20 protein-coding genes, 1 tRNA gene, 1 pseudogene and 1 riboswitch are annotated in these 24,874 nt (G+C 39.3%); of the genes and pseudogenes, 18 read left to right on the top strand and 4 right to left on the bottom strand.

From position 1 onward, the window contains the following. Positions 1-57: 57 nt before the first annotated feature. Positions 58-789, bottom strand: coding sequence for an esterase family protein (locus NSQ94_RS13495; protein WP_339229402.1), 732 nt, complete (start codon positions 787-789; stop codon positions 58-60). A 178-nt stretch (positions 790-967) separates the two neighbouring features. Between NSQ94_RS13495 and NSQ94_RS13490 the strand changes: the two genes are divergently transcribed. From NSQ94_RS13490 to NSQ94_RS13455, 8 genes are all read left to right on the top strand, one after another. Beyond that, entirely contained in the window at positions 968-1,753 is a 786-nt protein-coding gene (locus NSQ94_RS13490) for an ABC transporter ATP-binding protein (protein WP_339229400.1), read from the top strand. Further along, the gene (locus NSQ94_RS13485; RefSeq protein ID WP_094245366.1) at positions 1,737-2,495 is read left to right on the top strand and encodes an ABC transporter permease; all 759 of its coding nucleotides are present in this window, start codon (positions 1,737-1,739) and stop codon (positions 2,493-2,495) included. The genes NSQ94_RS13490 and NSQ94_RS13485 overlap by 17 nt, the downstream gene beginning before the upstream one ends. 17 nt (positions 2,496-2,512) lie before the next feature. Beyond that, complete coding sequence (locus NSQ94_RS13480; RefSeq protein WP_339229398.1) at positions 2,513-3,523, top strand: aliphatic sulfonate ABC transporter substrate-binding protein; 1,011 nt, start codon at positions 2,513-2,515, stop codon at positions 3,521-3,523. A 1,242-nt stretch (positions 3,524-4,765) separates the two neighbouring features. Beyond that, positions 4,766-4,903, top strand: a riboswitch (SAM riboswitch). A gap of 116 nt (positions 4,904-5,019) precedes the next feature. Beyond that, positions 5,020-6,135: a methionine biosynthesis PLP-dependent protein gene (locus tag NSQ94_RS13475; protein WP_339229396.1), complete on the top strand. Its 1,116-nt coding sequence runs from the start codon at positions 5,020-5,022 to the stop codon at positions 6,133-6,135. Then, positions 6,128-7,291, top strand: a complete 1,164-nt coding sequence (metC, locus tag NSQ94_RS13470) for a cystathionine beta-lyase (protein WP_339194768.1) — start codon at positions 6,128-6,130, stop codon at positions 7,289-7,291. The genes NSQ94_RS13475 and metC overlap by 8 nt, the downstream gene beginning before the upstream one ends. Positions 7,292-7,458: 167 nt before the next feature. Next, positions 7,459-8,466, top strand: coding sequence for a TAXI family TRAP transporter solute-binding subunit (locus tag NSQ94_RS13465; protein ID WP_339229393.1), 1,008 nt, complete (start codon positions 7,459-7,461; stop codon positions 8,464-8,466). A gap of 73 nt (positions 8,467-8,539) precedes the next feature. Further along, positions 8,540-9,058 carry a DUF1850 domain-containing protein gene (locus NSQ94_RS13460; protein WP_339229391.1) on the top strand — a complete coding sequence of 173 codons (519 nt, stop codon included), beginning with the start codon at positions 8,540-8,542 and terminating at the stop codon, positions 9,056-9,058. A 37-nt stretch (positions 9,059-9,095) separates the two neighbouring features. Next, positions 9,096-11,021: a TRAP transporter permease gene (locus NSQ94_RS13455; protein ID WP_339230747.1), complete on the top strand. Its 1,926-nt coding sequence runs from the start codon at positions 9,096-9,098 to the stop codon at positions 11,019-11,021. Between the two features lie 464 nt (positions 11,022-11,485). Here the strand turns inward: NSQ94_RS13455 and NSQ94_RS13450 are convergent, their stop codons facing one another. From NSQ94_RS13450 to NSQ94_RS13440, 3 genes and pseudogenes are all read right to left on the bottom strand, one after another. Next, a complete protein-coding gene (locus NSQ94_RS13450) occupies positions 11,486-11,701 on the bottom strand; it encodes a DUF3006 domain-containing protein (protein WP_094245372.1) in 216 nt (71 codons plus the stop codon). A 323-nt stretch (positions 11,702-12,024) separates the two neighbouring features. Then, positions 12,025-12,852 (bottom strand): annotated as a pseudogene (locus NSQ94_RS13445) (ComEC/Rec2 family competence protein); the annotation flags it as partial. A 696-nt stretch (positions 12,853-13,548) separates the two neighbouring features. Further along, positions 13,549-13,621 (bottom strand) — tRNA-Val (locus NSQ94_RS13440). 435 nt (positions 13,622-14,056) lie between these two features. Here NSQ94_RS13440 and moaA point away from each other — a divergent pair. From moaA to NSQ94_RS13390, 10 genes are all read left to right on the top strand, one after another. After that, complete coding sequence (gene moaA / locus NSQ94_RS13435) at positions 14,057-15,076, top strand: GTP 3',8-cyclase MoaA (RefSeq protein ID WP_117017496.1); 1,020 nt, start codon at positions 14,057-14,059, stop codon at positions 15,074-15,076. 147 nt (positions 15,077-15,223) lie between these two features. After that, on the top strand, positions 15,224-15,976 hold the full coding sequence (locus NSQ94_RS13430; protein WP_063387533.1) for a helix-turn-helix domain-containing protein: 753 nt from the start codon (positions 15,224-15,226) through the stop codon (positions 15,974-15,976). A gap of 11 nt (positions 15,977-15,987) precedes the next feature. Continuing rightward, a complete protein-coding gene (locus NSQ94_RS13425; protein WP_339229389.1) occupies positions 15,988-17,076 on the top strand; it encodes an XdhC/CoxI family protein in 1,089 nt (362 codons plus the stop codon). A 40-nt stretch (positions 17,077-17,116) separates the two neighbouring features. Further along, positions 17,117-17,410: a hypothetical protein gene (locus tag NSQ94_RS13420; RefSeq protein WP_339229387.1), complete on the top strand. Its 294-nt coding sequence runs from the start codon at positions 17,117-17,119 to the stop codon at positions 17,408-17,410. A gap of 186 nt (positions 17,411-17,596) precedes the next feature. Further along, positions 17,597-20,014 (top strand): xanthine dehydrogenase family protein molybdopterin-binding subunit, encoded by a 2,418-nt coding sequence (locus NSQ94_RS13415; protein ID WP_130157993.1) that lies wholly within the window; start codon positions 17,597-17,599, stop codon positions 20,012-20,014. Beyond that, entirely contained in the window at positions 20,011-20,466 is a 456-nt protein-coding gene (locus NSQ94_RS13410) for a carbon monoxide dehydrogenase subunit G (RefSeq protein ID WP_144596576.1), read from the top strand. The genes NSQ94_RS13415 and NSQ94_RS13410 overlap by 4 nt, the downstream gene beginning before the upstream one ends. A 586-nt stretch (positions 20,467-21,052) precedes the next feature. After that, positions 21,053-21,940: a xanthine dehydrogenase family protein subunit M gene (locus NSQ94_RS13405; RefSeq protein ID WP_066248256.1), complete on the top strand. Its 888-nt coding sequence runs from the start codon at positions 21,053-21,055 to the stop codon at positions 21,938-21,940. Then, positions 21,927-22,418, top strand: a complete 492-nt coding sequence (locus NSQ94_RS13400) for a (2Fe-2S)-binding protein (protein ID WP_063387539.1) — start codon at positions 21,927-21,929, stop codon at positions 22,416-22,418. The genes NSQ94_RS13405 and NSQ94_RS13400 overlap by 14 nt, the downstream gene beginning before the upstream one ends. Positions 22,419-22,425: 7 nt before the next feature. Further along, positions 22,426-23,985 (top strand): AMP-binding protein, encoded by a 1,560-nt coding sequence (locus NSQ94_RS13395; RefSeq protein WP_339229385.1) that lies wholly within the window; start codon positions 22,426-22,428, stop codon positions 23,983-23,985. A 30-nt stretch (positions 23,986-24,015) separates the two neighbouring features. After that, positions 24,016-24,804, top strand: a complete 789-nt coding sequence (locus NSQ94_RS13390) for an enoyl-CoA hydratase-related protein (RefSeq protein WP_339229383.1) — start codon at positions 24,016-24,018, stop codon at positions 24,802-24,804. Positions 24,805-24,874 lie beyond the last annotated feature (70 nt).

Raw genomic sequence — 24,874 nt, 5'->3', positions numbered from 1 at the left:
TTTGCCTCCTTGATATTTACTCGTATTCTTTATTATAACAACTTAAAGAATCAATTTTCATGATATAGCAAACATTTTTTTTAATATGTCTTTTAGCAGCGGCTGCCAATATGTCCAGCGGTGATCGCCGTCAAATTCTTCATAAATGCATTCGAATCCTTTATGTACCATTTGTTCATGAAGTTTTTGATTGATTGTATAAAAATCTTTTATTTTCCCATCAGTCGTTTTTACAGCCGTTTCCTGTTTCCCGATTTGATGATAAATAGATAGTAAAGAGGGCTGTGAAAAAGCATCGATCGCTTCTAACACCTTTCCATCCACATATGGTGATTGCATGATCACTTTTCCAAATGTATGCGGATAATGAAGCGCTGCCATAAGCGAAACGGTTGCAGCCAGAGAATCGCCGATAAGCGCGCGGCCTCTTCCTATTGGCAAAAGCGGAAAACGTTCTTCTAAAAATGGAATTAATTCATGAGCTAAAAAACGGATATAACTGTTGAACTGGCTTCCATCGGGATGATATTTTCTTCTTCGATCTTGAATGTCTTTATAAGGAATGCCAACGACAATCAAATCTTCAATCGTTTGCTCCTCCGTTAACTCCTCAACAAAACGCGCGATCCTTCCCAGTTTAAAATAGTCTCCGCCATCTTGAGCAATGAGAAGATGATGATGAGATAATGGAGAAAAGGAAGTCGGCAAATACATGAGCAAAGAAACTTCTTCCCCCAGCTCTTCGCTAAAAAATGTTTCTTCTTTTATAGGTGCGACTTTTTGGTCCATACCAATTCCTCCAAAATTGACTAATTACCAGTTAGGCTGGACTTCTCATTATTTTATCACTCTTTTGAAAAGTCTCCAACAAATAAAAAGGTTGACAAAATAAAAAATGCTTATATTATAATGATAACGACTAATCCGATAAGATAGGTAAGAATGATCATATACTGGGGGAATTACTTTGTCTGTCCAAATTGCCCAAATTTCAAAAACATTTCAACATCATGGCGTCTCCCAAACGGTTCTTGACCAAATTGATTTGACTGTGCAGAAAGGAGAATTTGTTTCCATTCTTGGCCCTTCCGGCTGCGGAAAGTCGACGTTATTATCGATCGTTGCCGGGTTAACAGCCCCCACATCGGGAAAAGTGTTGGTAAACGGGAAGGAAGTAAAGGGACCTGGAAGCGACCGGGGAGTAGTGTTCCAACAGGCAGCCCTTTTTCCATGGCTGACAGTTGAGGAAAATGTCATGTTTCCGCTGAAGAAAAAAATGCCGAAGGAAGAAGCGAAAAAAAAGGCGTACGAATATTTGGCCATGGTTCAATTAAGCCAATATGCCAAGCATTCTCCGCACGAGCTTTCCGGCGGCATGCAGCAGCGCGTATCGATCGCAAGAGCTTTGGCGATGGATCCTGAGGTGCTCTTAATGGATGAGCCGTTCGGAGCGCTGGATGAGCAGACGAGATCACGCCTGCACGAAGTGTTGGAAAAAATTTGGATCGATACGAAAAAAACAATTCTTTTTGTTACGCACAGCATTCAAGAATCGTTAAAATTATCGGACCGTATTATCGTCATGGGTACAAGGCCTGGGAGAATTATTGATGAAATAGAAGTGTCTTTTCCGAGACCTCGTGATGAATTTAGAAAGCAGCTTGCTGAATATGAAGAGCGCATTCAAAAGCTGTTGAAGTCAGAAATTGATAAAGTAGTGAAAGAGGAAGAAAGTTATGCAGCAGGTCGTTAAACGAATCATTTTTTATGCAGCCGCACTGGGTATATGGGAAGCAATCGTCAAGCTGTTAAATATTAAGGCTGTCGTCTTTCCGGCTCCGAGCGATATTTTTCAGGCATTGTGGAACGGTTTTGCTGATCTAACTCTTGTTTATGATTTGCTGGCAAGTTTTCAGCGGCTGGCAATCGGGCTTGTGATTGCTCTTATTCTTGGAACAGTGTTAGGCGTCGTTTTTGCAAAATCGAAAGTAATTGATGATACCATTGGCTCTTTAATTTTGCCGTTGCAAAGCGTGCCGAGCATCGTTTGGCTGCCTCTAGCCATCATCTGGTTCGGTTTAAATGAAAAAGCGATCATTTTTATTGTCGTGCTCGGTGGAACGCTTGTGATGACATTGAATATGCGGACAGGGATTAAAAGCGTTCCTCCAATATATACAAATGCGGCAAGGACAATGGATTACAGCGGATTTTCTCTGTTTACACACGTGATTTTTCCAGCAGCCATCCCGCATGCAGTAACTGGTGCAAGGCTTGCTTGGGCGTTTGGATGGAGAGGCCTGATGGGAAGCGAGCTGTTAAGCACCGGCCCGGGTTTAGGCTATACGTTAAAATTCGCATCAGATTTTGGCGATATGGCGTTAGTGATGGGCATAATATTTATCATTGCCTTAATTGGAATTTTAGTAGATTTAGTATTTTTCAGCAGAATTGAAAAGAAAGTGATGAAAAAATGGGGATTGCTTGAACAATAAAGGAGGAAGTTGAGATTATGAAGAGAAAAGGTTTGCTGTTATCATTTATCACCTTGTTGTTAATTGGGATTTTATCTGCCTGCGGAGCCGGCGGAGGGAATGAGGCATCAGGAAAAGAAGAAAGCGGAAAAAATAAAGTAGTCATCGGCTATTTCCCAAATATTGACCATGTTCCGGCGATGATTGCGAAGGAAAAGGGCTACTATGAAGAAGCACTAGGGGATCAGGTAGAGATTGAATATAAAACTTTTCCGGATGGCGGCGCTTTTATGACAGCGTTGAAAACCGGCGAAATTGACGCCGGGCTTGTCGGTCCAGCTCCTGTCATGAATAACTATTCTAATGGTGCAGACGTGAAAATTATTGCCGGTGCGTCATCTGGGGGTACTGTCGTCGTGGCAAGCAAAAAAAGCGGAATCGAAAGCTTAGATGATATTCATAATAAAACATTCATTACTCCTGGTGTCGGCTGCACTCACGATGTCCAATTTGAAACGTACTTGCAAGATTACGACATTGCTTCATCTAGAATCGGCGGAACATTAAAGCATACAACCGGAAACCCGGCTCAATATCAAGCTTTCTTTGAATCGGGAAAAGTGGATTTAGCCGCTGTGCCTGAGCCTTGGGCTTCATTATTAATAAAAGACGGGGCGAAAGTGATTGTCGATACGAAAGATATCGCCTATGGCACAACGCTTCCGAACACTGTTTTAGTGACGAGCAACAAATTTATTAAAGAAAATAAAGATTTAGTTCAAAATATTGTCAAAGCCCACAAAAAAGCAGTCGACTTCATCAATAAAAACAAAGAGGAAGCACGCGATATTGCCATTCAATCGATTAAAGAAATAACAAATCAAGAGCTTGACCCAGAAATTATCGACAGCGCTTGGGAACGTGTCCGCTATACAACCGAAGTGGATGAAAAAGTTCTTCAAGACTTTTCTAACTCTTCTTATGACTTGAAATTTTTAAAAGAAAAACCGGATCTTAAAGGTCTTGTAGATACAAGCTTTTTGAATTAAGCAATAACCCCCCTATACAGAAGCTTTTTGATATTATGCGGCTTCTGGATAGGGGGCTTATTTTTGCATTTTTTGTTGATGTAAATTCAAGATGAAGCAGTTGTTAAAACAGGGCTTATCCCAAAAGTTGTTTATGACTATGCCTGTATATTGGGATTCCGTTGTTGTGAGAGCTTTTTATCCAAATCGCTCGAATAAGCTCACGTTTTTTCACATTGTTTGCCATTACTTAATGGCTATATGAATTTCAATTTCTCCATTTGGGCTGTATTTTTCAAAATCATATGTGTAAGCCCGCTCTAATAAACCAGTTTCTTCTTGCTTCCAAATCTTACTCCAAGTTTTAAAAATGCCTTGTTCGTCCGTTTTATCTACTTGAAAAAATTTATTTTCATGTTCCTTGGGATTTCAATTAAAAGCTTCCCCATTATTTTCTTCAATTGTAATGCTAAATAAATAATCTCCTCTGTAGTCGCTTTCATAATCATTATAAACTCCGTACACATTGTTTTGATGATGTTCCAGTTTGCGGGAAGCGTTTTCTCACATAATTTTGATTTGCCCCATCATTTGCTCGCCATGAAAATTATTGGTTCGTATGCTGTCGATTATATACAGCATCATAAACAGTCATCCCTTTCCATAATATTGATAAAAAAGAGAAGGCGCATCGGTAAAGAATGTTCAGCAAATTTTCCAACGGCATCGTTTATGTTCATCTTTTTTTGCTTCCCAGCTTCACCTGAAAAACAAATATCGCATCTTCGTTTTCCGTTCAGCTGCTTTATGGAATACGGGTTCGTTTGACTGAAGTTGGCGAAAAATTTATCAAACGATTAGTTTGCCAATTCAATCGTTTCATTCTCTGTTTATTAAATTCTCTTAAAATTTTCCAATTCCTCTAAAGAAGATCACCTCGTTCACAATTTTTCTCCAAATACGACAGCTTCCGAATTGGATATTTGCATTTTAAAATCTATTAAAATTTGGGAAGCCTCAGGGGAAAATAAAACCACTTTCATTGAAATGATGGAGGATCGAAGGTGATCCATACAAAAAAATTTCCCTTTTGGCTTTCGTAAAAAAACATTTCAAGAATCGACGGATTATTTAAAGAATGTTCTTATTTTTCTTTAGTTTTACTGAAAATAAATCAAAGTTATCGGAATTGTTGGCAGGAAACGTCTTGAATTTTTTTTAAAACTGAGGTAAAGTTATACCTATCAAAAGTTCATATCGGAATTCTTATCGAGAGAGGCGGAGGGAACTGGCCCGAAGAAGTCTCAGCAACCGGTACAAGGACGGCGGCATGATAACCTTTGTACCAAGGTGCTAAATCCAGCAAGCATTTTGCCGTAAGATATGCTTGGAAGATAAGAAGGAGCCAAACAATAAACGCCTTCTTCTTATGAAGAGGGCGTTTTATTTTTCAAGCCTCCTCTACAGGCAATGAAAGCAGCACATTTTTACTAACTAAAAAAGGAGGAAAGTCAAAGATGAATATTGAAACAGTTTTGGCCCAATTAGGAAATCGAAGTGAAGCTCTTACAGGAACAGTAAGCGCCCCCATTTATTTGTCCACAGCCTACCGGCATAAAGGAATAGGTGAATCAACAGGTTATGATTACACTCGGACAAAAAATCCAACGAGAGAGCTTGTCGAGGACGCCATAGCCAAATTGGAGGGAGCCGATCAAGGATTTGCATTTTCTTCCGGAATGGCAGCGATTCAGACGATTATGGCTTTATTTAAAAGTGGAGATGAACTGATCGTTTCAAAAGATTTATATGGCGGGACATACCGCTTGTTTGAAGAAGAGTGGCGCAAATACGGTCTTTCCTTCCACTATGACGATTTTACGTCTCGCGAATATACGGAATCATTAATAAACGAAAATACTAAAGCGATTTTTTTGGAAACCCCCACTAACCCGCTTATGCAGGAAACATCGATTTCCTTGTTGGCGGAATTGGCCCGAAAGCACAATTTGCTGCTGATCGTTGACAATACGTTCTACACACCTGTTTTGCAGCGTCCGATTGAAGAAGGAGCGCATATCGTGATTCACAGCGCAACGAAATATTTAGGCGGTCACAACGATGTCCTTGCCGGCCTGGTCTGTGCAAAAGGGAAAGAAATTTGCGAAAAATTAGCCATGCATCAAAATGCAATTGGTGCGGTATTATCTCCTTTTGATTCGTGGCTGCTGCTTAGAGGAATGAAAACTTTATCATTGAGAATGGCCAAACATCAGGAAAATGCAAGGGAGCTGGCGGCATATTTAAAAGAGCTTCCTGAAATTGATGATGTATTATATCCTGGCAGAGGCGGAATGCTTTCCTTCCGTGTGAAAAAAGAAGAATGGGTCAACCCGTTTTTGCAGAATCTGAAATTAATCTGTTTTGCGGAAAGCCTTGGAGGGGTAGAAAGCTTTATAACGTATCCAGCTACCCAAACTCATGCGGATATTCCGGAAGAAATCCGAATTCAAAACGGTGTATGCAACCGGCTTCTCCGTTTTTCTGTAGGGATTGAAAGCGTGGAGGATTTGAAGGAAGATCTCAAGCAGGCATTGCAAGCAGCTGCGAAAGGGGATTTACTAAATGCATGACCAATGGAGCTTTCAAACAAAATTGATTCATAATAAACATAAGGTTGACCCGACAACCGGTGCTGTCAGCGTGGCGATTCAGCAAGCGTCAACGTTCCATCAGCAAACATTGGATGAATCTCCTGAATTTGACTACAGCCGTTCAGGAAATCCAACACGAAAAGCGTTGGAAGAGGCGATTGCCGAACTGGAAGGCGGAGTGAGAGGCTTTGCGTTTGCTTCTGGAATGGCCGCTATATCAACAGCTTTTCTTTTACTTTCTTCCGGTGATCATGTTTTGGTCACAGAAGATGTGTACGGCGGAACATACCGGATCGTTGCCGATGTTTTATCGCGCTTTGGCATTGAATATACGTTTGTCGACATGACGGACCTTGATGCCGTAAAAGCAAATATACGTCCGAACACAAAAGTGATTTACATTGAAACGCCCTCGAATCCGCTGTTAAAAGTGACGGACATTCGAGCAATTGTGAAGCTTGCAAAAGAAAACGGCTGTTTAACATTTGTTGATAATACATTTATGACTCCGGCTTTGCAAAGGCCTCTCGATTTAGGGGCCGATATTGTTTTACATAGTGCAACAAAATTTTTGGCAGGTCATAGCGACTGTTTGGCAGGACTGGCAGTTGTGAAGGATGAAAAGCTTGGCGAAGAGCTTTACAAGCTTCAAAATGCCTTCGGCGCTGTTCTCGGCCCGCATGATTGCTGGCTTGTATTAAGAGGGTTAAAAACACTTCATGTGCGGCTGGATCAATCCGTCAAAACAGCTTCTCAATTAGCAGAATTTTTGAAAAAGCACCCTGCCATTAAAAAAGTGTACTATCCGGGTCTTCACGATCACCCAGGGTCAGATATTCATTTGCGGCAAAGTGTCAACGGTGGAGCGGTTTTATCGTTTGAACTAGAAGATGAAAAAGCGGTCAAGATTCTTGCTGATCATGTTCAGCTGCCTGTTTTCGCGGTCAGCCTTGGTGCAGTTGAATCGATCTTGTCGTATCCAGCTAAAATGTCCCATGCCGCGATGCCGAAAGAAGAACGGATCAAAAGAGGGATAACCGATGGTCTTCTTCGATTAAGCGTAGGACTAGAAAATTTTGAAGACTTAAAAAATGATTTGGAGTCTGGTCTTTCTACTGTTTTGGCCTATCAATAAATTTTTTCTTACCTTAATAGAAGACAGGGAGATGTCGAATACCGACAATTCCTGTCTTTTTTTATGTTGATAGTTTAGCTGACACATTATCTTACATTTTTTCATTTGTTCCTTAATATGATAGTAATGCATCCAATGTTAAAAGAATTTTAAAAGGGGGAGTATCAATGATCAAATGGCGAAGCGGACTTATATTCTTAACAGCTCTTCTTTTCATAATGATCATTTCTGCGTGTGGAAATAACAACGAAGGAGGAAGCAGCAAAAGTGATGGCTCCAATCAAAGCGGGGAAAAGGCAGGAAGCAAGACGTTAAGCATTTTAACCGGAGGCACAGGAGGAACTTATTACCCGCTCGGCGGATCGATGGCGCAAATTATTTCGGAAGAAACAGATTTTAATGCAAATGCACAATCTTCTGGAGCATCTGCAGAAAATATGCAGGCTCTAAAAAGCGGTGAAGCTGATATTGCGTTCTCGCAAACTGATATTGCTGCTTATGCATTAAACGGTGAATTGATGTTCAAGGACAATAAAGTCGACAATGTTAAAGCAATTGGGACTTTATATCCGGAGACTGTACAAATTATTACAACAAAAGATAGCGGCATCAATTCTGTTGAAGATTTGAAAGGCAAGTCGGTTTCCGTTGGTGCCCCTGGATCTGGAGTGAATGCAAACGCACAGCAAATTTTAGAAATTCATGGATTAAGCTTTGATGATATTAAAGCGCAAAGCTTATCTTTTGACGAATCAACGGACGGCATTCAATCCGGGAGCATAGACGCTGCATTCATTACTGCGGGTACACCGACGGCTGCAGTTGAATCGCTCTCAGCACAAAAAGAAATTAAAGTAATTCCGATTGCGGATGACAAAATCAAACAATTGATCGAAAAATATCCTTACTATGCTGAAGATACAGTACCAAAGGGGACATATAAAATTCCTGAGGACGTAAAAACAGTCGCTGTAAAAGCGATGCTGGTCGTCCGCGGCGAATTGGATGAAGATGCCGTATACAATATTACAAAAGCGATTTTTGAAAATACAAATAAAATTACTCACGCAAAAGGCAAATTAATCAAAGCGGAGACAGCCCTTGATGGAATAGGCAATTTGCCGCTTCATTCAGGGGCTGAAACGTATTTTTCAGAAAAAGGAATCCAGCCATAACGTATCAAAGATAGACCGTTTTAAACGGTCTATCGATTTCATTTATGTAACTCCATTTTAGGCGGGGATTTTCATGAGAGCTAGGATGAAAGCTTTTTTCATCTGTCTTCCCCTTTTTATGACAATCAACGTTTTTTTATTTTTCCTTCCTATTGTAAATGCCATCGCTTTTTATCATGAAGATCAGAATGACTTATTAGGTTATCTGCCTGTCCGTGATGATGACTTGTTTCAAATTCAGTACACTCATTCCATCCATCTTACGGATGTGAAGGAGACATATACATTACGCAATAACAAAATCATTCAGACAGAACTTGAGTATGAAAATTTTGCTGTTGGAATGCCTTCTAATGTGGAAGGGGAGGGGAAATTTTTAGAAAAGGATGGCAAATTTTTTATAAAAAACATGGAGCGAGAATTTTCCTATATTGATTTGAGAATTGGACAAGTACAGGCCGATCACCGAATTGTTTATCAAGGTAACAGCTACAAATTGGCGGATTTTTTTGGATACGGCTCATGGGTAAGAATAAAACCGGCAAAAATCAGTATTTGGCAGCAGGTGAAAGGAGTGAATATTCGTGAGTAAAGAGAAATTTGACGTACTGTCAGAAGAAGAGCAGCAAATGCTGATGGAAAAATATGATCCTGAAGCAGGAACGAGGAAACTAAAAGGCGTGTTGGGCGGCATCGCATTTGCCGGATTATTGGCATTTTCGCTGTTTCAGTTGTATACATCAATTTTCGGTGTTTTTACAGCGCAAATCCAGCGCTCTGTCCATCTCGGTTTTGCGCTTGCTTTGATTTTTCTTTTGTTTCCGGCTAATCGAAAAAAGAGGAAAGAATATAAATTTCAAGTGGCTTGGTATGATATCATCCTTGCGCTTTTAAGCATTGGCGTTGGAGCATATTGGCCGCTGTTCATTGATGACATTGTAATGCGCGTCGGAGTATTAACAGATATGGATTTTTATATCGGAATTTTAGCTATTTTACTAGTTTTAGAGGCGACAAGGAGGGCTGTTGGGCTGCCGATTACGATCATCGCGCTGCTTTTCTTGGCGTATGCCTATTTTGGTCCTAGCATGCCTAATTTTCTCCAGCATAGCGGACTTAGCGCTGAACGAATTGTTCAAACTATGTTCTTTACAACCGAAGGGATTTTAGGAACTCCGCTCGGCGTGTCATCAACCTTCATCTTTTTGTTTCTCCTTTTCGGCTCCTTTTTAATCAGAACAGGGATCGGTCAATATTTTAATGATTTGGCCGTTGCCGTTGCAGGGCGCAGAATTGGCGGTCCTGCAAAAGTAGCTATTTTTTCCAGTGCCCTTCAAGGAACGATCAGCGGAAGTTCAGTTGCCAATGTCGTCACATCCGGCGCGTTTACCATCCCGATGATGAAAAAGCTTGGTTATAACAAAGATTTTGCAGGAGCGGTGGAGGCTTCTTCATCTACAGGCGGTCAGTTAATGCCGCCGGTTATGGGAGCAGCTGCGTTTTTAATGGTTGAATTTATCGGGAACGGCATTACGTATTGGGACATTGCCAAAGCGGCAGCTATTCCGGCTATTCTATATTTTGCAGGGATTTGGATCATGACTCATTTTGAAGCAAAGCGAATCGGTTTAAGAGGCTTGTCAAAAGAAGAAATGCCGAATCGGAAAGAAATTTTGAAAAAACTGCATTTGTTAGCCCCGATCGTTGTTATTATTATTTTGCTAATGTCAGGAGTGACCGTTACACATGCTGCCATTTATTCGATAGTCATTTCGATTGTCGCTGGATTTTTAAATCGTGAGAATCGGATGACATTTAAGGATATTGTATTAGCGCTCGTCGGCGGCGCCCGTACAGCGTTAGGGGTTGCGGCAGCAACAGCCGCTGCCGGAATTATTGTCGGCGTTGTGACGAAAACCGGGCTTGGTTTGAAGCTTGCCAACGGGCTGCTTGATATCGCCGGGGGCAATCTCATTCCGACATTAATGCTGACGATGATAGCTTCGTTGATACTTGGAATGGGTTCGCCGACTACAGCGAACTATGTTATTACCTCAACGATTGCTGCACCAGCGATTATTTTGTTGGGGGTACCTGATCTGTCTGCACATTTATTTGTGTTTTACTTCGGGATTATTGCCGACATTACACCGCCAGTTGCTCTTGCAGCCTTTGCCGCAGCCGGTGTATCAGGGGGGGAACCGATCCGAACGGGAATTCACTCTTCAAAATTGGCAATCGCCGCCTTTATCATTCCGTATATTTTCGTTTTGTCTCCGCAAATGTTAATGATTGATACGACATGGCTTGGAATTTTATGGGTAGTCTTTACGGCGTTTTGCGGAATGATCGCAATTGGAGCCGGGATGATCGGATATTGGATGAGAAAAATGCATTTGATTGAACGAATTGCCGCGGTCGTGGCCGGGCTGTTGCTGATTTATCCAGAACGTTTTTCAGACATTTCAGGTCTCATCATTTTCATCGCATTATATGCGTTTCAATATATATGGAAATACAAAGCTGATCAAAAAGTGAAGGGTGAAAGCATTTAAAGAAGACAGGTTGTCATGGAAGAATCGATCCATTGATTAGAACATGATTCAGTCTTCTTACAGGCGGAATCATTGAGACGCAGAATAAACGTGGAGAGCAATTCACATTGGAACGAACAAAATCAGGATAAAATGTCGGAGAGACAGAAAGGGTGTGTTGGAATCAATCCATTAATTTGCAGAAGGCCGATTTATTTTTATGCTGCAAAATTCAAAATGTTGTTTAAGAAAAACCGCTTTATGTCACGAATAGGTGGGAAATGGAGCGGCATTTCAACCTAGACGGCAAAATGAAATCCGATAGAACACGAAAATTTAAATCTATAAAAACCAAGCATAGAGGAAAAAATGAATGATCAGCTCTATAGGCGCGATTCTAAAACGGCAAAAAATAATGAAGTGGAAGCATCATTTGACACTTCCACTTCAATCATATTTGCTTGGAATCTTAATTGAAAAAACGATTAATCTTCAAACAATTCGTCCATTAACTCTTCAATTTCTTGTCTTCGTTTGCTTGTTTCTTGTTTATCGACATAATAACGGTTATTTTTCTGAATAATTACATCTCCCGTTTCTGCATTTTTAGGCAACTGGCTTTTTAAAATTTCGATTATTTTGCCGTTTTCATCTTCGCAGACTGCGATGTCATTTTCAAATCGATCAATAATAAATTTCATAATGTCCCACCTTATCTAGGAGTGAAAGATGTTTGTGCTTTATAAGTTTTGTTTTTATAAGTGGCTGATACATCGATTTTAACAGTATAACCTTTTGCAGCACGGCCGATTTTTACCGACAATGGCTTGCCAATAGTACCGGTATAAGTGGTGTTTTTGCTTTTGTATTTAAAAACAGCTTTATATTTTGTTCCGTTTGGCAGCCCTTTTACATTCAGTATTATTGTTGAGTTTTGCTTTGGAGTTTTGTTATCGACACTTGCTGTTAATTTGTAGCTAGTTGGTTTGCTTGCTGCACCGGACGATGCCGCTTTTACATTAAAGGAAAGATTGGAGCCGTTCGTTGTTGCAACAATATGGCCTTGTTTATCCGTTCTAAAAGTGTTTATTTTGTATGTTTTCAGCCGATTGATCACATCTTGAGTAGGATGGCCGTATGAGTTCTTGCCGACGGAAATGACGGCATATGTCGGTTTTACTGAGTTTAACAGCGCTGTGCTTGTAGATGTTTTGGCACCATGGTGTCCTACTTTTAGGACGTCAGCTCGCAAATTTTGTTTAGCTTTAATCATATCCGATTCTGCTTTAAGTTCCGCATCGCCAGTGAAAAGAAATGATTTTTTACCGTAAGTAAGCTTTAAAACAGCACTCCAGTTATTTAAGTCGCTTTTTGGATATGCTTTGACAGGCCCAACGAATTTTGCGGTAACTCCTTTGATCGGCAAAGCAACATTTGCTTGAGCGGTCTTTATTTTTTTGCCTTCACGCTTAACAGCATTTAAAAAGTCTTTGTAGCTTTCCGTCGTATGGCTGACTTTTGGCGCATACACTTGCTCTACTCGAAAAGCAGATAGCACAGTGTCCAGACCGCCAATATGATCTGCGTCCGGATGAGTTGCAATCATTATTTCGATATCATCCACTTTTTGCTTTTTCAAATAATTAACAACGTCATCTCCATAATTGTTATTTCCGCCATCAATGAGAATATCTTCTCCATTTGGAGCTTTTATGTAAATTGCGTCTCCTTGTCCGACATTAATAAAATGAACATACATATTTTTTGCCTGAGCGCTTGTTGTTTCGTGAAACGGGATCAACAGAAAAGAAAAAGCAAACACTATCGAAAACAATAGCTTACGTAATTTCATCAAAATCCCTCCGAGTACTGAATAGATCAAATTGATTATACAGCGTGGTAGGAAAAATTTACAAGATTTAATTTAGAAAATTTTATTTTTTTTACAGAAAATTAAATTTTCTAGTCTAATTGAACTAAAGTCTCATCCGATTTTTTCATGCCGAAAAAAGAAGCCGACCCAAAAGGCTTGGATCGGCCTAAACAGACAAAGGTCTGTACATTTTTAATTTTGTTGAAATCTGGTCATCCCAAAATTTAATTTTTCAAACGCAACTGTTGTTGAATGGAGGAATCAAAAAGTTTAAGTAAAAAAACTAGTTTGCATATTTTAAAACAAGGAGAAACGTAATTTGTTAAAAACAATTGATAAGAAGATTAAATAAAACATTGTGTTGCTAATTATTGTTGTCGCCATTCGGTCGCCAAATTCGTCGCCAATTAGCTCGCTGTACCTAACTTTATTTAGAGTTAAAACATATTGCACAGTCAAAAAAGGTGAATATAACTAAAATTGTTAAAATGGAAAATTTGAACAATATAAAAGGTGTAAACAAAATTTACATTTTAAAAAATTACAAGTTAAATAGTCTGTTGAATAAACCTGATATTTTAATGTTTCGCCGTCAAAAAGTCGGCAAAAAAGAAGAGAAAAAAAACGCGATTCTTGTATTTCACAAGAACCACGACATACTAAGGTTTTTAATGATGATTCCGACTGGGCTCGAACCAGCGACCTCCACCCTGTCAAGGTGGCGCTCTCCCTGCTGAGCTACGGAATCATATTAACAAAACAGATGAATTTCTAATGCGTTTTTTTGACAATATCTATTGTAATGTTGTTATAAAAATATGTCAAGCCTCAATATGCAAGTTTTTTTACTTGCTGTAGTTTTTAATCATTGATAAGCTCTTTCTGGTCTTAGAATCTAAATTGATAAAAGGAAGTGCTTTTTAAAATTATGCGAAACGACCAACCGGATTACCGGGCGGTTTTTGTTTCTGATTGACGACAAAGTGTAACAGTAGTTATTTTTTCGTTTTATCTAAATAATCTGTAAGGAGTCCTCTTTGTTATACAAAATTTTATAGGAAAGAAAAAGGAGTGTCCTTTTGCCTTTCATGCAATATTTTTGAAACCGTTTTAATAATTTGATAGGATAACATTTATAATATCGATCATTTTTGAAAATCCTTATAAAGGAATGTGATAAAAAATGAAAAAGAACCAAGTCTTGGATCAGAGGCACCGCCCTTTGCGCGATTTGCGTATTTCTGTAACCGACCGATGCAATTTCCGGTGCACGTATTGTATGCCAAAAGAGATATTCGGAGATGATTATCAATTCCTTCCGAAGGATCACTTGTTGACGTTTGAAGAAATTGTCCGGCTCACGAAAATTTTTGTTGAGCTTGGCGTGAAGAAAATTAAGCTGACTGGAGGCGAACCGCTTCTTCGAAAGGATGTATATAAACTAATTGCCATGCTTTCAAAAATTGAAGGAATTCATGATATTGGTTTGACAACAAACGGCGTGTATTTAAAAAAGTATGGCTCAAAATTGTATGAAGCAGGTCTTCGCCGATTGAACATCAGCCTTGATGCAATTGATGACGATACGTTTCGCCGTCTAAATGGACGAAATATATCAGCAAAAACGGTCTTGGCAAATATTGATTATGCTGTATCGATCGGATTTTCGGTTAAAGTAAATATGGTTGTACAAAAAGGAGTAAATGATCACCAAATTTTGCCGATGACGGAATACTTTAAAAACAAGGGGATTCCATTAAGATTTATTGAATTTATGGATGTAGGCAATACAAACGGCTGGAATATGAAAGATGTCTTGATAAAAAAAGATATTGTAAAGATGATTAGTTCTGTTTATTCCATTGAACCAATTGATGAAAACTACTTTGGAGAGGTAGCCAAGAGATATCGTCATCAAGACACAGGTTCAGAAATCGGATTTATTACATCAGTATCAGAACCATTTTGTTCAAGCTGTACGAGGGCGCGTATTTCATCAGACGGAAAGCTGTACACTTGTTTATATGCCCACGAAGGATTTGATTTACGGGATTTCATTCGTTCAGGAAAAAGTCCAGAAGAAATCAAAATGGCTATTGAACGTGTTTGGCAAAATCGTAAAGATCAATATTCTGTTGAACGTACAGAAAACAAAGGTATGTTGAACAAAAATAAAATTGAGATGTCATATATAGGAGGATAAACAATCGGCGTTTGGTGATGAAATGCTGATTGTTTTTTATTTTTTTTAGAAAATTCGAAAGAGAAAAAAATTAAAATTGAAATCGCAAAATTTTTAAACCATTAAAATACATTTTTATCTAATATATAGAAGCAAGGAGGGGAGCAATTGGCTGATGTATTAATTGTTGATAATGATAAATCTGCTCGGAAGGATTTAAAGTCAATTATTGAAGATAGTAAATTCAGCTTTCTTTCCATTTATGAAGCAAGTACATCTCAACGAGGTATGATCCTTTTAAAGCAAAATCGACCGACTATACTCATTGTGGATATCTCCTTGCCAGATATAGACGGTATTAAATTAGGGAGATCAGCGTTGCAACTGTATCCAGATTTGCCCGTGATTGTTGTGACTCAGTTAAAAATGTTCGAGTTTGTTCAGGAAGCGATCAACTCAGGTTTTTCAGCTTATTTGTTGAAACCGCTTTCCAAAAATGAACTGCTTGATACATTTGAGCGGATTTTGCCCCAAGGATTAAATAAAGAAATTAATCAAACCATCAATGGTAAAAGTCATTTTTCCTCTGACTTAAAAAATCCGATCGAAAGTGCCATTCAGTTTATTCAAATGAATTATGGCTATGCTCTTACTCTAAAAGAAGTAGCAAATCAAGTATATTTAAGTCCATCTTATTTCAGCCGATTGTTTAAAGAAGAAGTTGGTATGACATTTGTGGAATATTTATCGTTTGTTAGAGTTCAAAAAGCTAAAACGCTGCTTAGAGTTTCGAGTCTTCCGATTGAAATTATCGCTAACAATACCGGTTTTTCAAATGCAAGCTATTTTGCAACCGCTTTTAAAAAATTGGTTGGGAAGACGCCAAGAGAGTATCGGGAGCAGTTTCATTTTAAAGAATAGGAGGTGAAGTCGTGATTACGATTAAAAAGGAATTGGAACGCTGCAAAAAGGAAGGGTTATCAGGTGTTATTGGAACCATTATTTCTACAAAAGGATCTACCTACCAAAAGACAGGGGCAAAATGCTTCGTATCAGAAGATCGAAAGCTAACAGGTCTTTTAAGCGGAGGCTGCGTCGAAGCAGATATTGTGGAACATGCTGTAAAAGTGCTCGAAACGGGAAAACCGGCAGTTCTCCACTATGATTTTTACGGAGAAGAGGATATTGTTTGGGGACTTGGTGTCGGCTGTAATGGAAAAATGAACATTTTTTTACAACCATATCTGCCAAAAAAGCAGCCTGAAAGGACAGAAGTGATTGATCAATATTTTTCACAATCCCTCCAAAAACAATTACACGCTGTCACGATCGTGAATGCGAAAGATGAAAATCTTCAAGGAAAAATGTGGATCCTAGACCCTTTGCAAAGTAATGACGACTCACTTATTACCGTTTCTGAAATTGCTCATGATTATCAAGATCGGAAAAACAATTTAAAAAATGAAATGGTTTATTTAGGTGGTGAAAAAGAATTGTACGTATATTATGAATCATTAAGTCCACCACCACACTTAAAGATTTTTGGCGCAGGTCCTGATGCCATTCCGCTTGTCAAAATGGCGAAAAGCTTGAAATGGATTGTGACTGTTCTTGACCATCGTCCTACTTATTGCAATGAAAATAATTTTCCTGATGCTGATTTTATCCAAGTTTATCCTAAAGGGTCTGTTCCTGACGTTTCGTTTAATGAAAACACATATGTCATTATAATGACACACAATTTTTTACACGATCAAGAAATATTAGAATCCATCATTCATTCAAATGCGGCTTACATTGGTCTATTAGGTCCGAAAAAAAGAACTGCCCAATTAATTGAAAGCAGCCAAACTCTGAAGGCTTATCCTTCTATTCAGCAAATTCATAGTCCTATCGGTCTTGATATTGGAGCGAAAACACCGGAAGAAATTGCCTTTAGTATTTTGGCTGAAATTATGACGGTGTACAGAGGCGGAACAGGAAAGAAATTATCAGAGCTGGCGGCAATGGCTTATTCCTAAAAAAGATACATCAGTCATAAAGGTGAAAAAACATATTTTGTTGAGTGATATCAGCTGCAGTTTTTTCAAAGTGGATGGTCAAACACAATCTATTAATACCATCTATTGGAAAGGTATTGACCAAAATACCGTGGATGAAAGTAAAAAACCTCAGTTAAGCGGTATTGCTGCTGTCTTAACTCTGAACGGAAGTTTCTATGAAATAAGTAAACCGATTGGTTTTTGTAGATATTACCAATCAAGGCTGATTACATTGCTAAAAATAAGATTAAAAAATGCATCTGACAAGACTGACACCGTTGTTGCGTTATTGTGCCGTGATTCAATGCTATGAAAGAAATGGGAACCTGTTTATTGTTCAAGCAAAATATCGAATTAAAAAGGTCATCCAGTTCTTTAAAGGGATGAGCCAAAAGGGCAAAAATTCGTAATGATATTTGTTTTGCTGCGATCGCAATATCCTCAAGTTATTGAGTCACCACAAAATTATGAGAGATTTCTTCGGAAGGAGGTAAGTTAAATGAGTAAAGTGATTGGGAAAAGAGTGACGCGTGTTGAAGATGCTAGATTATTGACTGGTCAGGGAAAATATATTGATGACATCGGTACCCCGCCGAATACTGGTCATGTGGCCATTTTAAGGAGCCCTTATCCGCATGCCAAAATTGTGTCTATCGATTATTCGGAAGCCTTAGAAATTCCTGGAGTAAAGGGTGTTGTAACAGGTAAGGATGTACATCCTCTATTAAATCCTTTTAGTGTTGGCGTCAGTGCTCCAGTACACTATTATCCAATTGCTATTGATAAAGTTCGTTTTGTAGGTGAGCCAGTAGCAGTTGTCGTGGCAAAAAACCGATATATTGCGGAGGATGCGTTAGAAAAAATTAAGGTGAAATATGAAAATCTTGAACCAATTGTAGATATTGAACGTGCGCTCGAAAAAGGAGCACCTATTTTACATGAAAATGTTGGTTCAAATATCGCTAATCATCGAACTTTTCATTATGGAGATGTAGAGAAGGCTTTTGAGCAGGCTGACAAAATCATCAAGCATCGTTTTCATTTTCCGAAATATTCTGCAACACCAGTTGAAACATATGGTATTGTCGCCCAATACGATCATAGCTCTGATAGTTATACAGTTCACGCGAACTTTCATGGGCCGTTTGTACTTCATTCGATTATGGCAGGTGCATTAAAAATTCCAAGCAATCGGTTGCGGATTATTATACCAAAAGATATTGGCGGCAGCTATGGAATTAAGGCAGGAATATTCCCGTATATCGTTCTTTGTTCCGTTGTAAGCCGTCTCGTAGGCTGTCCAGTGAAATGGATCGAGGACAGGCAGGAGCATTTAGCAGCTAGTTCAAGCTGTACGGATCGAGTCACATATATTGAAGCAGCAGTAAAAAATGACGGAAAAATACTCGGATTAAAAATGAAAATGATTGACAATGTTGGTGCATATATCCGGGCACCAGAGCCGGCATGTCTGTACCGGAATCATGCTAACACAACCGGTGCCTATGATATTCCCAACTTAATGATTGATGCGTATGCCGTCATGACGAATAAATTGCCAACAGGGCTTATACGCGGATATGGGGGACAAGAAACGTATTTCCCTCTTGAACGGATCATGCAAATCATTTCAGATGAATTAAAATTAGAGCCAGCTGAAGTGATCAGACGGAATTTAATTAAAAAAGAACAATTTCCATACAGAACGGCATCTGGTGGAGTGTATGACAGCGGCGACTATGAAAAAGCATTTGACCTGCTATTAAAAATCGGTAAATATGATGAATTCAGAAAAAAACAAGCTGAAGCACGCAAGAGGGGAAAGCTTCTTGGTGTTGGACTCGCTGTTATCGTTGAACCATCCGGTTCGAATATGGGGTACATTACGATCGCCTTAACTCCAGAGGAAAGAAAAGCAGGATTGCCGAAATCTGGTTGTTCAGAAGCGGCGACGATTTCGATGGATCCTATGGGAAATGTGAATGTGCGCATTAGTACAACACCATCCGGACAAGGGCATGAAACGGTCGCTAGCCAAATCGTATCGGAAATTCTCGGAATTCCGCATGAAAAAATTAATGTTGTAGCTGAACTTGATACAGCAACAAGTGCATGGTCCATTGCTTCTGGAAGCTATTCCAGCCGGTTTGCGTCACTCGGATCAAGTGCAGTGTACTACGCAGCACATAAGGTAAAAAATAAGCTTATCAAAATTGCCGCACATTTTTTAAAAGCTAAGGAAGAAGATTTAACAATTGAAAAAGGCAACATTGTTTCCAAAACCGATCCATCTAAATCAATTTCTATAAAAAGGGTTGTTGGATCAGCCCATTGGAATCCGCTTTCTTTACCAGAAGGGATGGAGCCTGGAATTTATGAAACAGCCTATTATACAGCCCAGGCTGAACCGCCGGATGATCAGGATTTAATTAATTCATCGGTTACGTATGGATTTGTTGCAGATTTAGTGACAGTTGAAATTGATCCAGAGACGGGTGACATTCACATTCTTGATTATTTCACGGTTCACGATGCAGGAAAACTATTAAATCCGCTTATTGTCGATGGACAAATATTGGGAGGCCTGGTCCATGGGCTTGGCGGCGCCATGTATGAAGAGCTCGTCTACGATGAAAAAGGTCAGTTTTTAACTGGATCGTTTATGGATTATTTATGTCCAACAGCGCCTGAAGTACCAAATGTAACGATCAAACATATCGAGACGCCGTCACCACTTACACCATTAGGCGCTAAAGGTCTTGGAGAAGGAAATACAATGAGTGCACCTGTTGTCATTGCAAATGCAGTAAATGATGCGTTGAAGCCATATGGTGTGACGATTGATTCATTACCAGTAACACCAAATAAAGTATGGAACATTTTGAATCAGTCTAAAAAACAGGAGGTTTCATCATGAACGGAAAAGGGAGCGTAACATTAAATGCAGGAATTGAAAAAGCATGGGAAGTGCTGCTGGACCCAGAGGCATTAAAAAATTGCATTATGGGCTGTAAAAAATTAGAGCCTGTCAATGAAAACAAATATGAAGCGGAAGTATCTATTGGAATTGCAGCTGTGAAAGGAAAATATGAATCAACCATTGAAATTGCTGATGTTCAAAAACCGAACCATTATAAGCTCATTGTAAAAGGGGAAGGCGGACCAGGAAGTGTTGAAGCAGCAGGAGTTGTTGATCTTGTTCCAATTGACGATAACAAGACGGAATTGAACTATACGTATGAAGCGGAAGTTGGCGGAAAAGTGGCAATGGTTGGGCAAAGAATGCTAAATGGTGTAGCTAAATTAATCATTCAGGACTTCTTTAAAAAGTTTAATAAAGAACTAGCGAAAAGCGAACAATCTATTTAAATAGAGAAAATACAAGTCAAGCACAAAAATCAAAGGAATTGGAAATTCCAAATCCTTTGAACTGCTAGATCATACTGTGAGTGGACGAAATGAAAAGGTCGATTGAGTCTTCTGCACCGATAAGAAAATCTGGCTGCCTTTTGAATGGAGTTTGCTACATTTAGCATCCTTAAAGCGATTTTTGCCCTTTTCCTGAAAATACCCCCTTTCATGTAAGGATCTGTGGAAAGGACTATTCGGGATGTCCCCAGCCCACTTGTTGATCAATCACGAGAACTTGCTCTAATCCATGCTGTCTGGAAGCTGTCACATTCAGCATTGGTGGCCAGAGGGAACAAGATTGCGGGTTAGAAGCTCGAACAAGAGCTGGAGAAACAGACTTTATAAGTAGTCATAGCTGATGGATTTCTCCCAATGATCCTTAATACTACTATCTAGGGGCATCACGAAAAGTCTACCCCTAAAATGGAACTTTTTCAGATAGTGCCAGTTAGCAACACTATCTGAAAAAGTTATCAAAGAGTCTAACTGGAAAATGCCTCTCTCTAAAGAGGATTCTAAAAATACTAAACGAGGAGGGGAGTATATGAAACCCGTAAAATTTGATTATTATTCCCCGAAAACAGTTGATGAAGCTTTAACACTTTTAGAAGAAGCAGGATTTGACGGGAAAATCATTGCCGGTGGTCAAAGTCTTGTACCAATAATGAACATGAGACTATCATCGCCAGAATGTTTAATTGACATTAATCAGCTTCATGATTTGCAATTTATTGAGTTTGATAGTGACAAAGTTAAAATTGGTGCGTTAACGAGGCAGGCGGAAGTTGAAAGATCAGATGTAGTTCAGAAGCATTTAGGGCTTCTAAGTGAAGCGGTTCCCTTTATTGGGCACGTTCAAACGAGAAATCGGGGAACATTTGGAGGAAGTCTTGTTCATGCTGACCCAACAGCTGAAATTCCTCTTTCATTGATGGCGCTCGGAGGGACCCTTCATATTGCTTCTAAAGAAGAGGTGCGAGAAGTAAACGTCGAGGATTTCTTTATTACTTATTTAACAACTGACATAATGCCAAATGAGATGCTGACGGAAATTCACATTCCTATAGAACAAGAAAGAAATGGATATTCATTTTATGAAATTTCTCGTCGTCACGGTGATTTTGCACTCGTTGCCTCTGCTTGTCAATTAACGATTGATCATTTAGATCGCATTACAAATGTAAGACTTGTATTAGGCGGTGTTGAAGCAACGCCATTGTTAATTGAAGGGGCAAACGAATGGATGAAAGGAGAGGTTTTATCTGACTCCCTTCTCCAAAAAGTCGAGGATATAGTGGATGAAATGGTAGATCCAGAGTCAGATATACACGCAACTGCTGAATATAGAAGACATCTTTCGAAAAAATTGGCAGTGCGTACGGTGAAATCAGCCTACGAACGAGCGAGGGGTGAAGCCAATGAGCGTTCATGAAATTGAAGTGACGATCAACGGGAAAAAGTATAAAGAACAAGTTGAGTCAAGATTGCTGTTAAGTGATTTTTTACGAGAAACGTGCGGTCTCACTGGCACGCATGTCGGCTGTGAACATGGTGTGTGCGGTGCTTGCACGATCCATTTAAATGGTTCAGCTGTTCGAAGCTGCCTTATATTTGCGGTTCAAGTGGATGGGCAGGAGATCACAACAGTAGAAGGTTTGGGAGAAGACGGTCAATTAACTCCATTACAAAAAAATTTCATTGAATGTCACGGCCTTCAGTGCGGGTTCTGTACACCTGGAATCTTAATGTCAGCAACTGACTATTTACAAAAAAATCCGAATCCTTCCGTTCAAGAAATAAAAGAAATGCTATCAGGACATTTATGCCGATGCACGGGTTATGTTGGAATTATAGAAGCAATTCAAAAAACAGTTGAAGAAAATAGTAATCATGCTCGGGTGGAAAGGTGATGATGATATGAACCTTTTAACTCTTTTTGAATTTGCTGTTGAGCGTCATCCAAATCGACTTGCTGTTGTAGAAGGAGACAGAAGGTATACGTACAGGCAATATCATAACGAAGTGGAAAAAGTCGCTGCTTCACTTCAAAAAATCGGCATTAAACAGCATGACCGCGTTATGATTCTTTTAAAAAATCGTCTTGAAAATACGGTGATTTATTGGGCGCTGCAAAAAATTGGAGCCATTTACACTCCAATTAATTTTCGGCTTTCGGTGAAAGAAGTTGAGTATTGTGTAAATGATGCTGAGGCTGCTGCTGTCGTATACGAGAGCGTAAGCCAAGAATCCGTGCTGAAAGCAAATCTGCACCAAAAACCGATACTTATTGGGTTCGGTGAAGTAGAAGGAGCTGATATCTACTATGATGAGCTTGTTGAAAGAAGTCCTGGCAGCTTGGAAAAGCCAACGATAGATGATAACGATGTCGCCCTCATGCTTTATACGTCCGGAACAACAGGAAAACCGAAAGGAGTTCCTCGAACGCACAAAAATGAATATAGTGCAGCGCTAGCCCATATTATCCAAAACCAATATCAAGATGGGGAAAGTACATTAGGGACAATGCCGCTTTATCACACAATGGGAATGCGCTCCCTTCTATCTATTATGTTTTTAAATGGAAAATATGTTATTCTGCCTGATTTTGATGCAAAGGAAGCGTTGGAATTAATAGAACGTGAAGAAATTACATGCCTTTACTTAGTACCTACGTTATATCACGATATATTAAATCACGCTGAATTTCATCATTTCGATTTGTCTAAGTTGAAAAAAATTGGTTATGCAGGCGCTTCTATGACAACAGCTTTAACAGAAAAATGTATTGAGATGTTAAAGCCTGAAGTGTTTGTGAACCATTTTGGCAGCACTGAAATTTACACATTTACAATAAACCATAATGTGAAGGAAAAACCAGGATGTGCCGGTAAGCCAGGATTTCATCAGAGTATCCGCATTGTTAAGGCAGATCCTGATGGCAATGCAACTCCAGAGGATGTAGTGGAAAAAGGAGAACTGGGAGAAATCATTGTCAATATTGAATCACCAGAAAGCTTTAAAGGCTACTGGAATAGACCAGATGCTACAAAAAAAGCCATTCGGGATGGATGGTATTTTACTGGAGACCTTGGCAAATTAGATGAGGATGGAGATTTATATGTCGTCGGACGTGTCGATGATATGATTATTTCCGGCGGAGAAAATATACATCCTCTTGAAGTAGAAGATGTTTTAGCCAAGCATCCGAAAGTGCATGAAGTTGCTGTAATTGGTGAAGAAGATGAGCGCTGGGGCCAAGTTGTTTCTGCCTATGTCGTACCAAAAGATCCGTCACTTACCATACAGGAACTTGACGATTATTGTAAAAATAATACAAAACTTTCAAACTTTAAACGTCCAAGAAAATATGTATTTATTCAAGAAGTACCGAAAAGCCCTGTTGGGAAAATTCTCCGTCGTAAACTCAAAACGGGAGAATTTGAACTATATATAAATGAAAGTGAAAAAATCGTTTAATTTTTTCAAAAAAGAAAGGGGAACCAAAACATGGAAGCAGTAAAACAATATGATCACATTCGAGTTGAAAAAAATCTGGAAAAAAAGACGGCAACAATTGTTTTCGACCGTCCAGAAAAAATGAATTATATTAGCATGCTAGCTCGCTCACAATTTCCAGAAATTTTTGATGAGTTAAATAAAGACGATGATGTTCGCGTCATTATTATTAAAGGTGAAGGAGATAAGGCATTTAGTGCAGGAGGGAATATCCCTGAATTTTTGGAAGTGCATCAAGAAGAATTATCACATCTTGCTGTAAACGTTGCAGCACCAGAACGTTCTCCAAAGCCTGTCATTGCTCAGCTTCAAGGCTATACGTTTGGAGTCGGTTTTGAAATTGCTATGGCATGTGATTTTCGAATTGCAGCAGACGACACATTATTAGCACTGCCTGAGATGAATCTTGGTATGATTCCGGGAAGCGGCGGAACACAAAGGGTGGCTAAAGCAGTAGGATTAACTCGCGCAAAAGACATGATTATGCGTGCAAGAAGAATTCCTGCTGAGGAAGCGTATCAATGGGGCCTTATTACAAAGGTTGTTCCAAAGGAAGAACTAGAAAGCGCTGTCGATTCACTCGTTGAAGAGCTTGTAAACTTCTCTCCGCTTGCATTAAAAGTATGTAAACAAGTGCTCAATGCAGCCGATGAAACACCGCTTAGTGCAGGAATTGAAATAGAAGGAAAAGCCTATGGATTGCTTCGCACTACAGAAGACTTCAAAGAAGGCGTCGAAGCATTCGTCGAAAAAAGAAAGCCGAATTTCACAGGAAAATAATATTGAAATACGAATTATTCGTGCTCCCCAACTATAGTTGAGGGAGCATATAAAAAATAGTTATTTTCAG

The organism is Aeribacillus sp. FSL K6-2833, from assembly GCF_037965815.1.
Taxonomy (GTDB): Bacteria; Bacillota; Bacilli; order Bacillales; family Aeribacillaceae; genus Aeribacillus; species Aeribacillus composti.
This window is presented reverse-complemented; position numbering and strand designations above follow the sequence as displayed.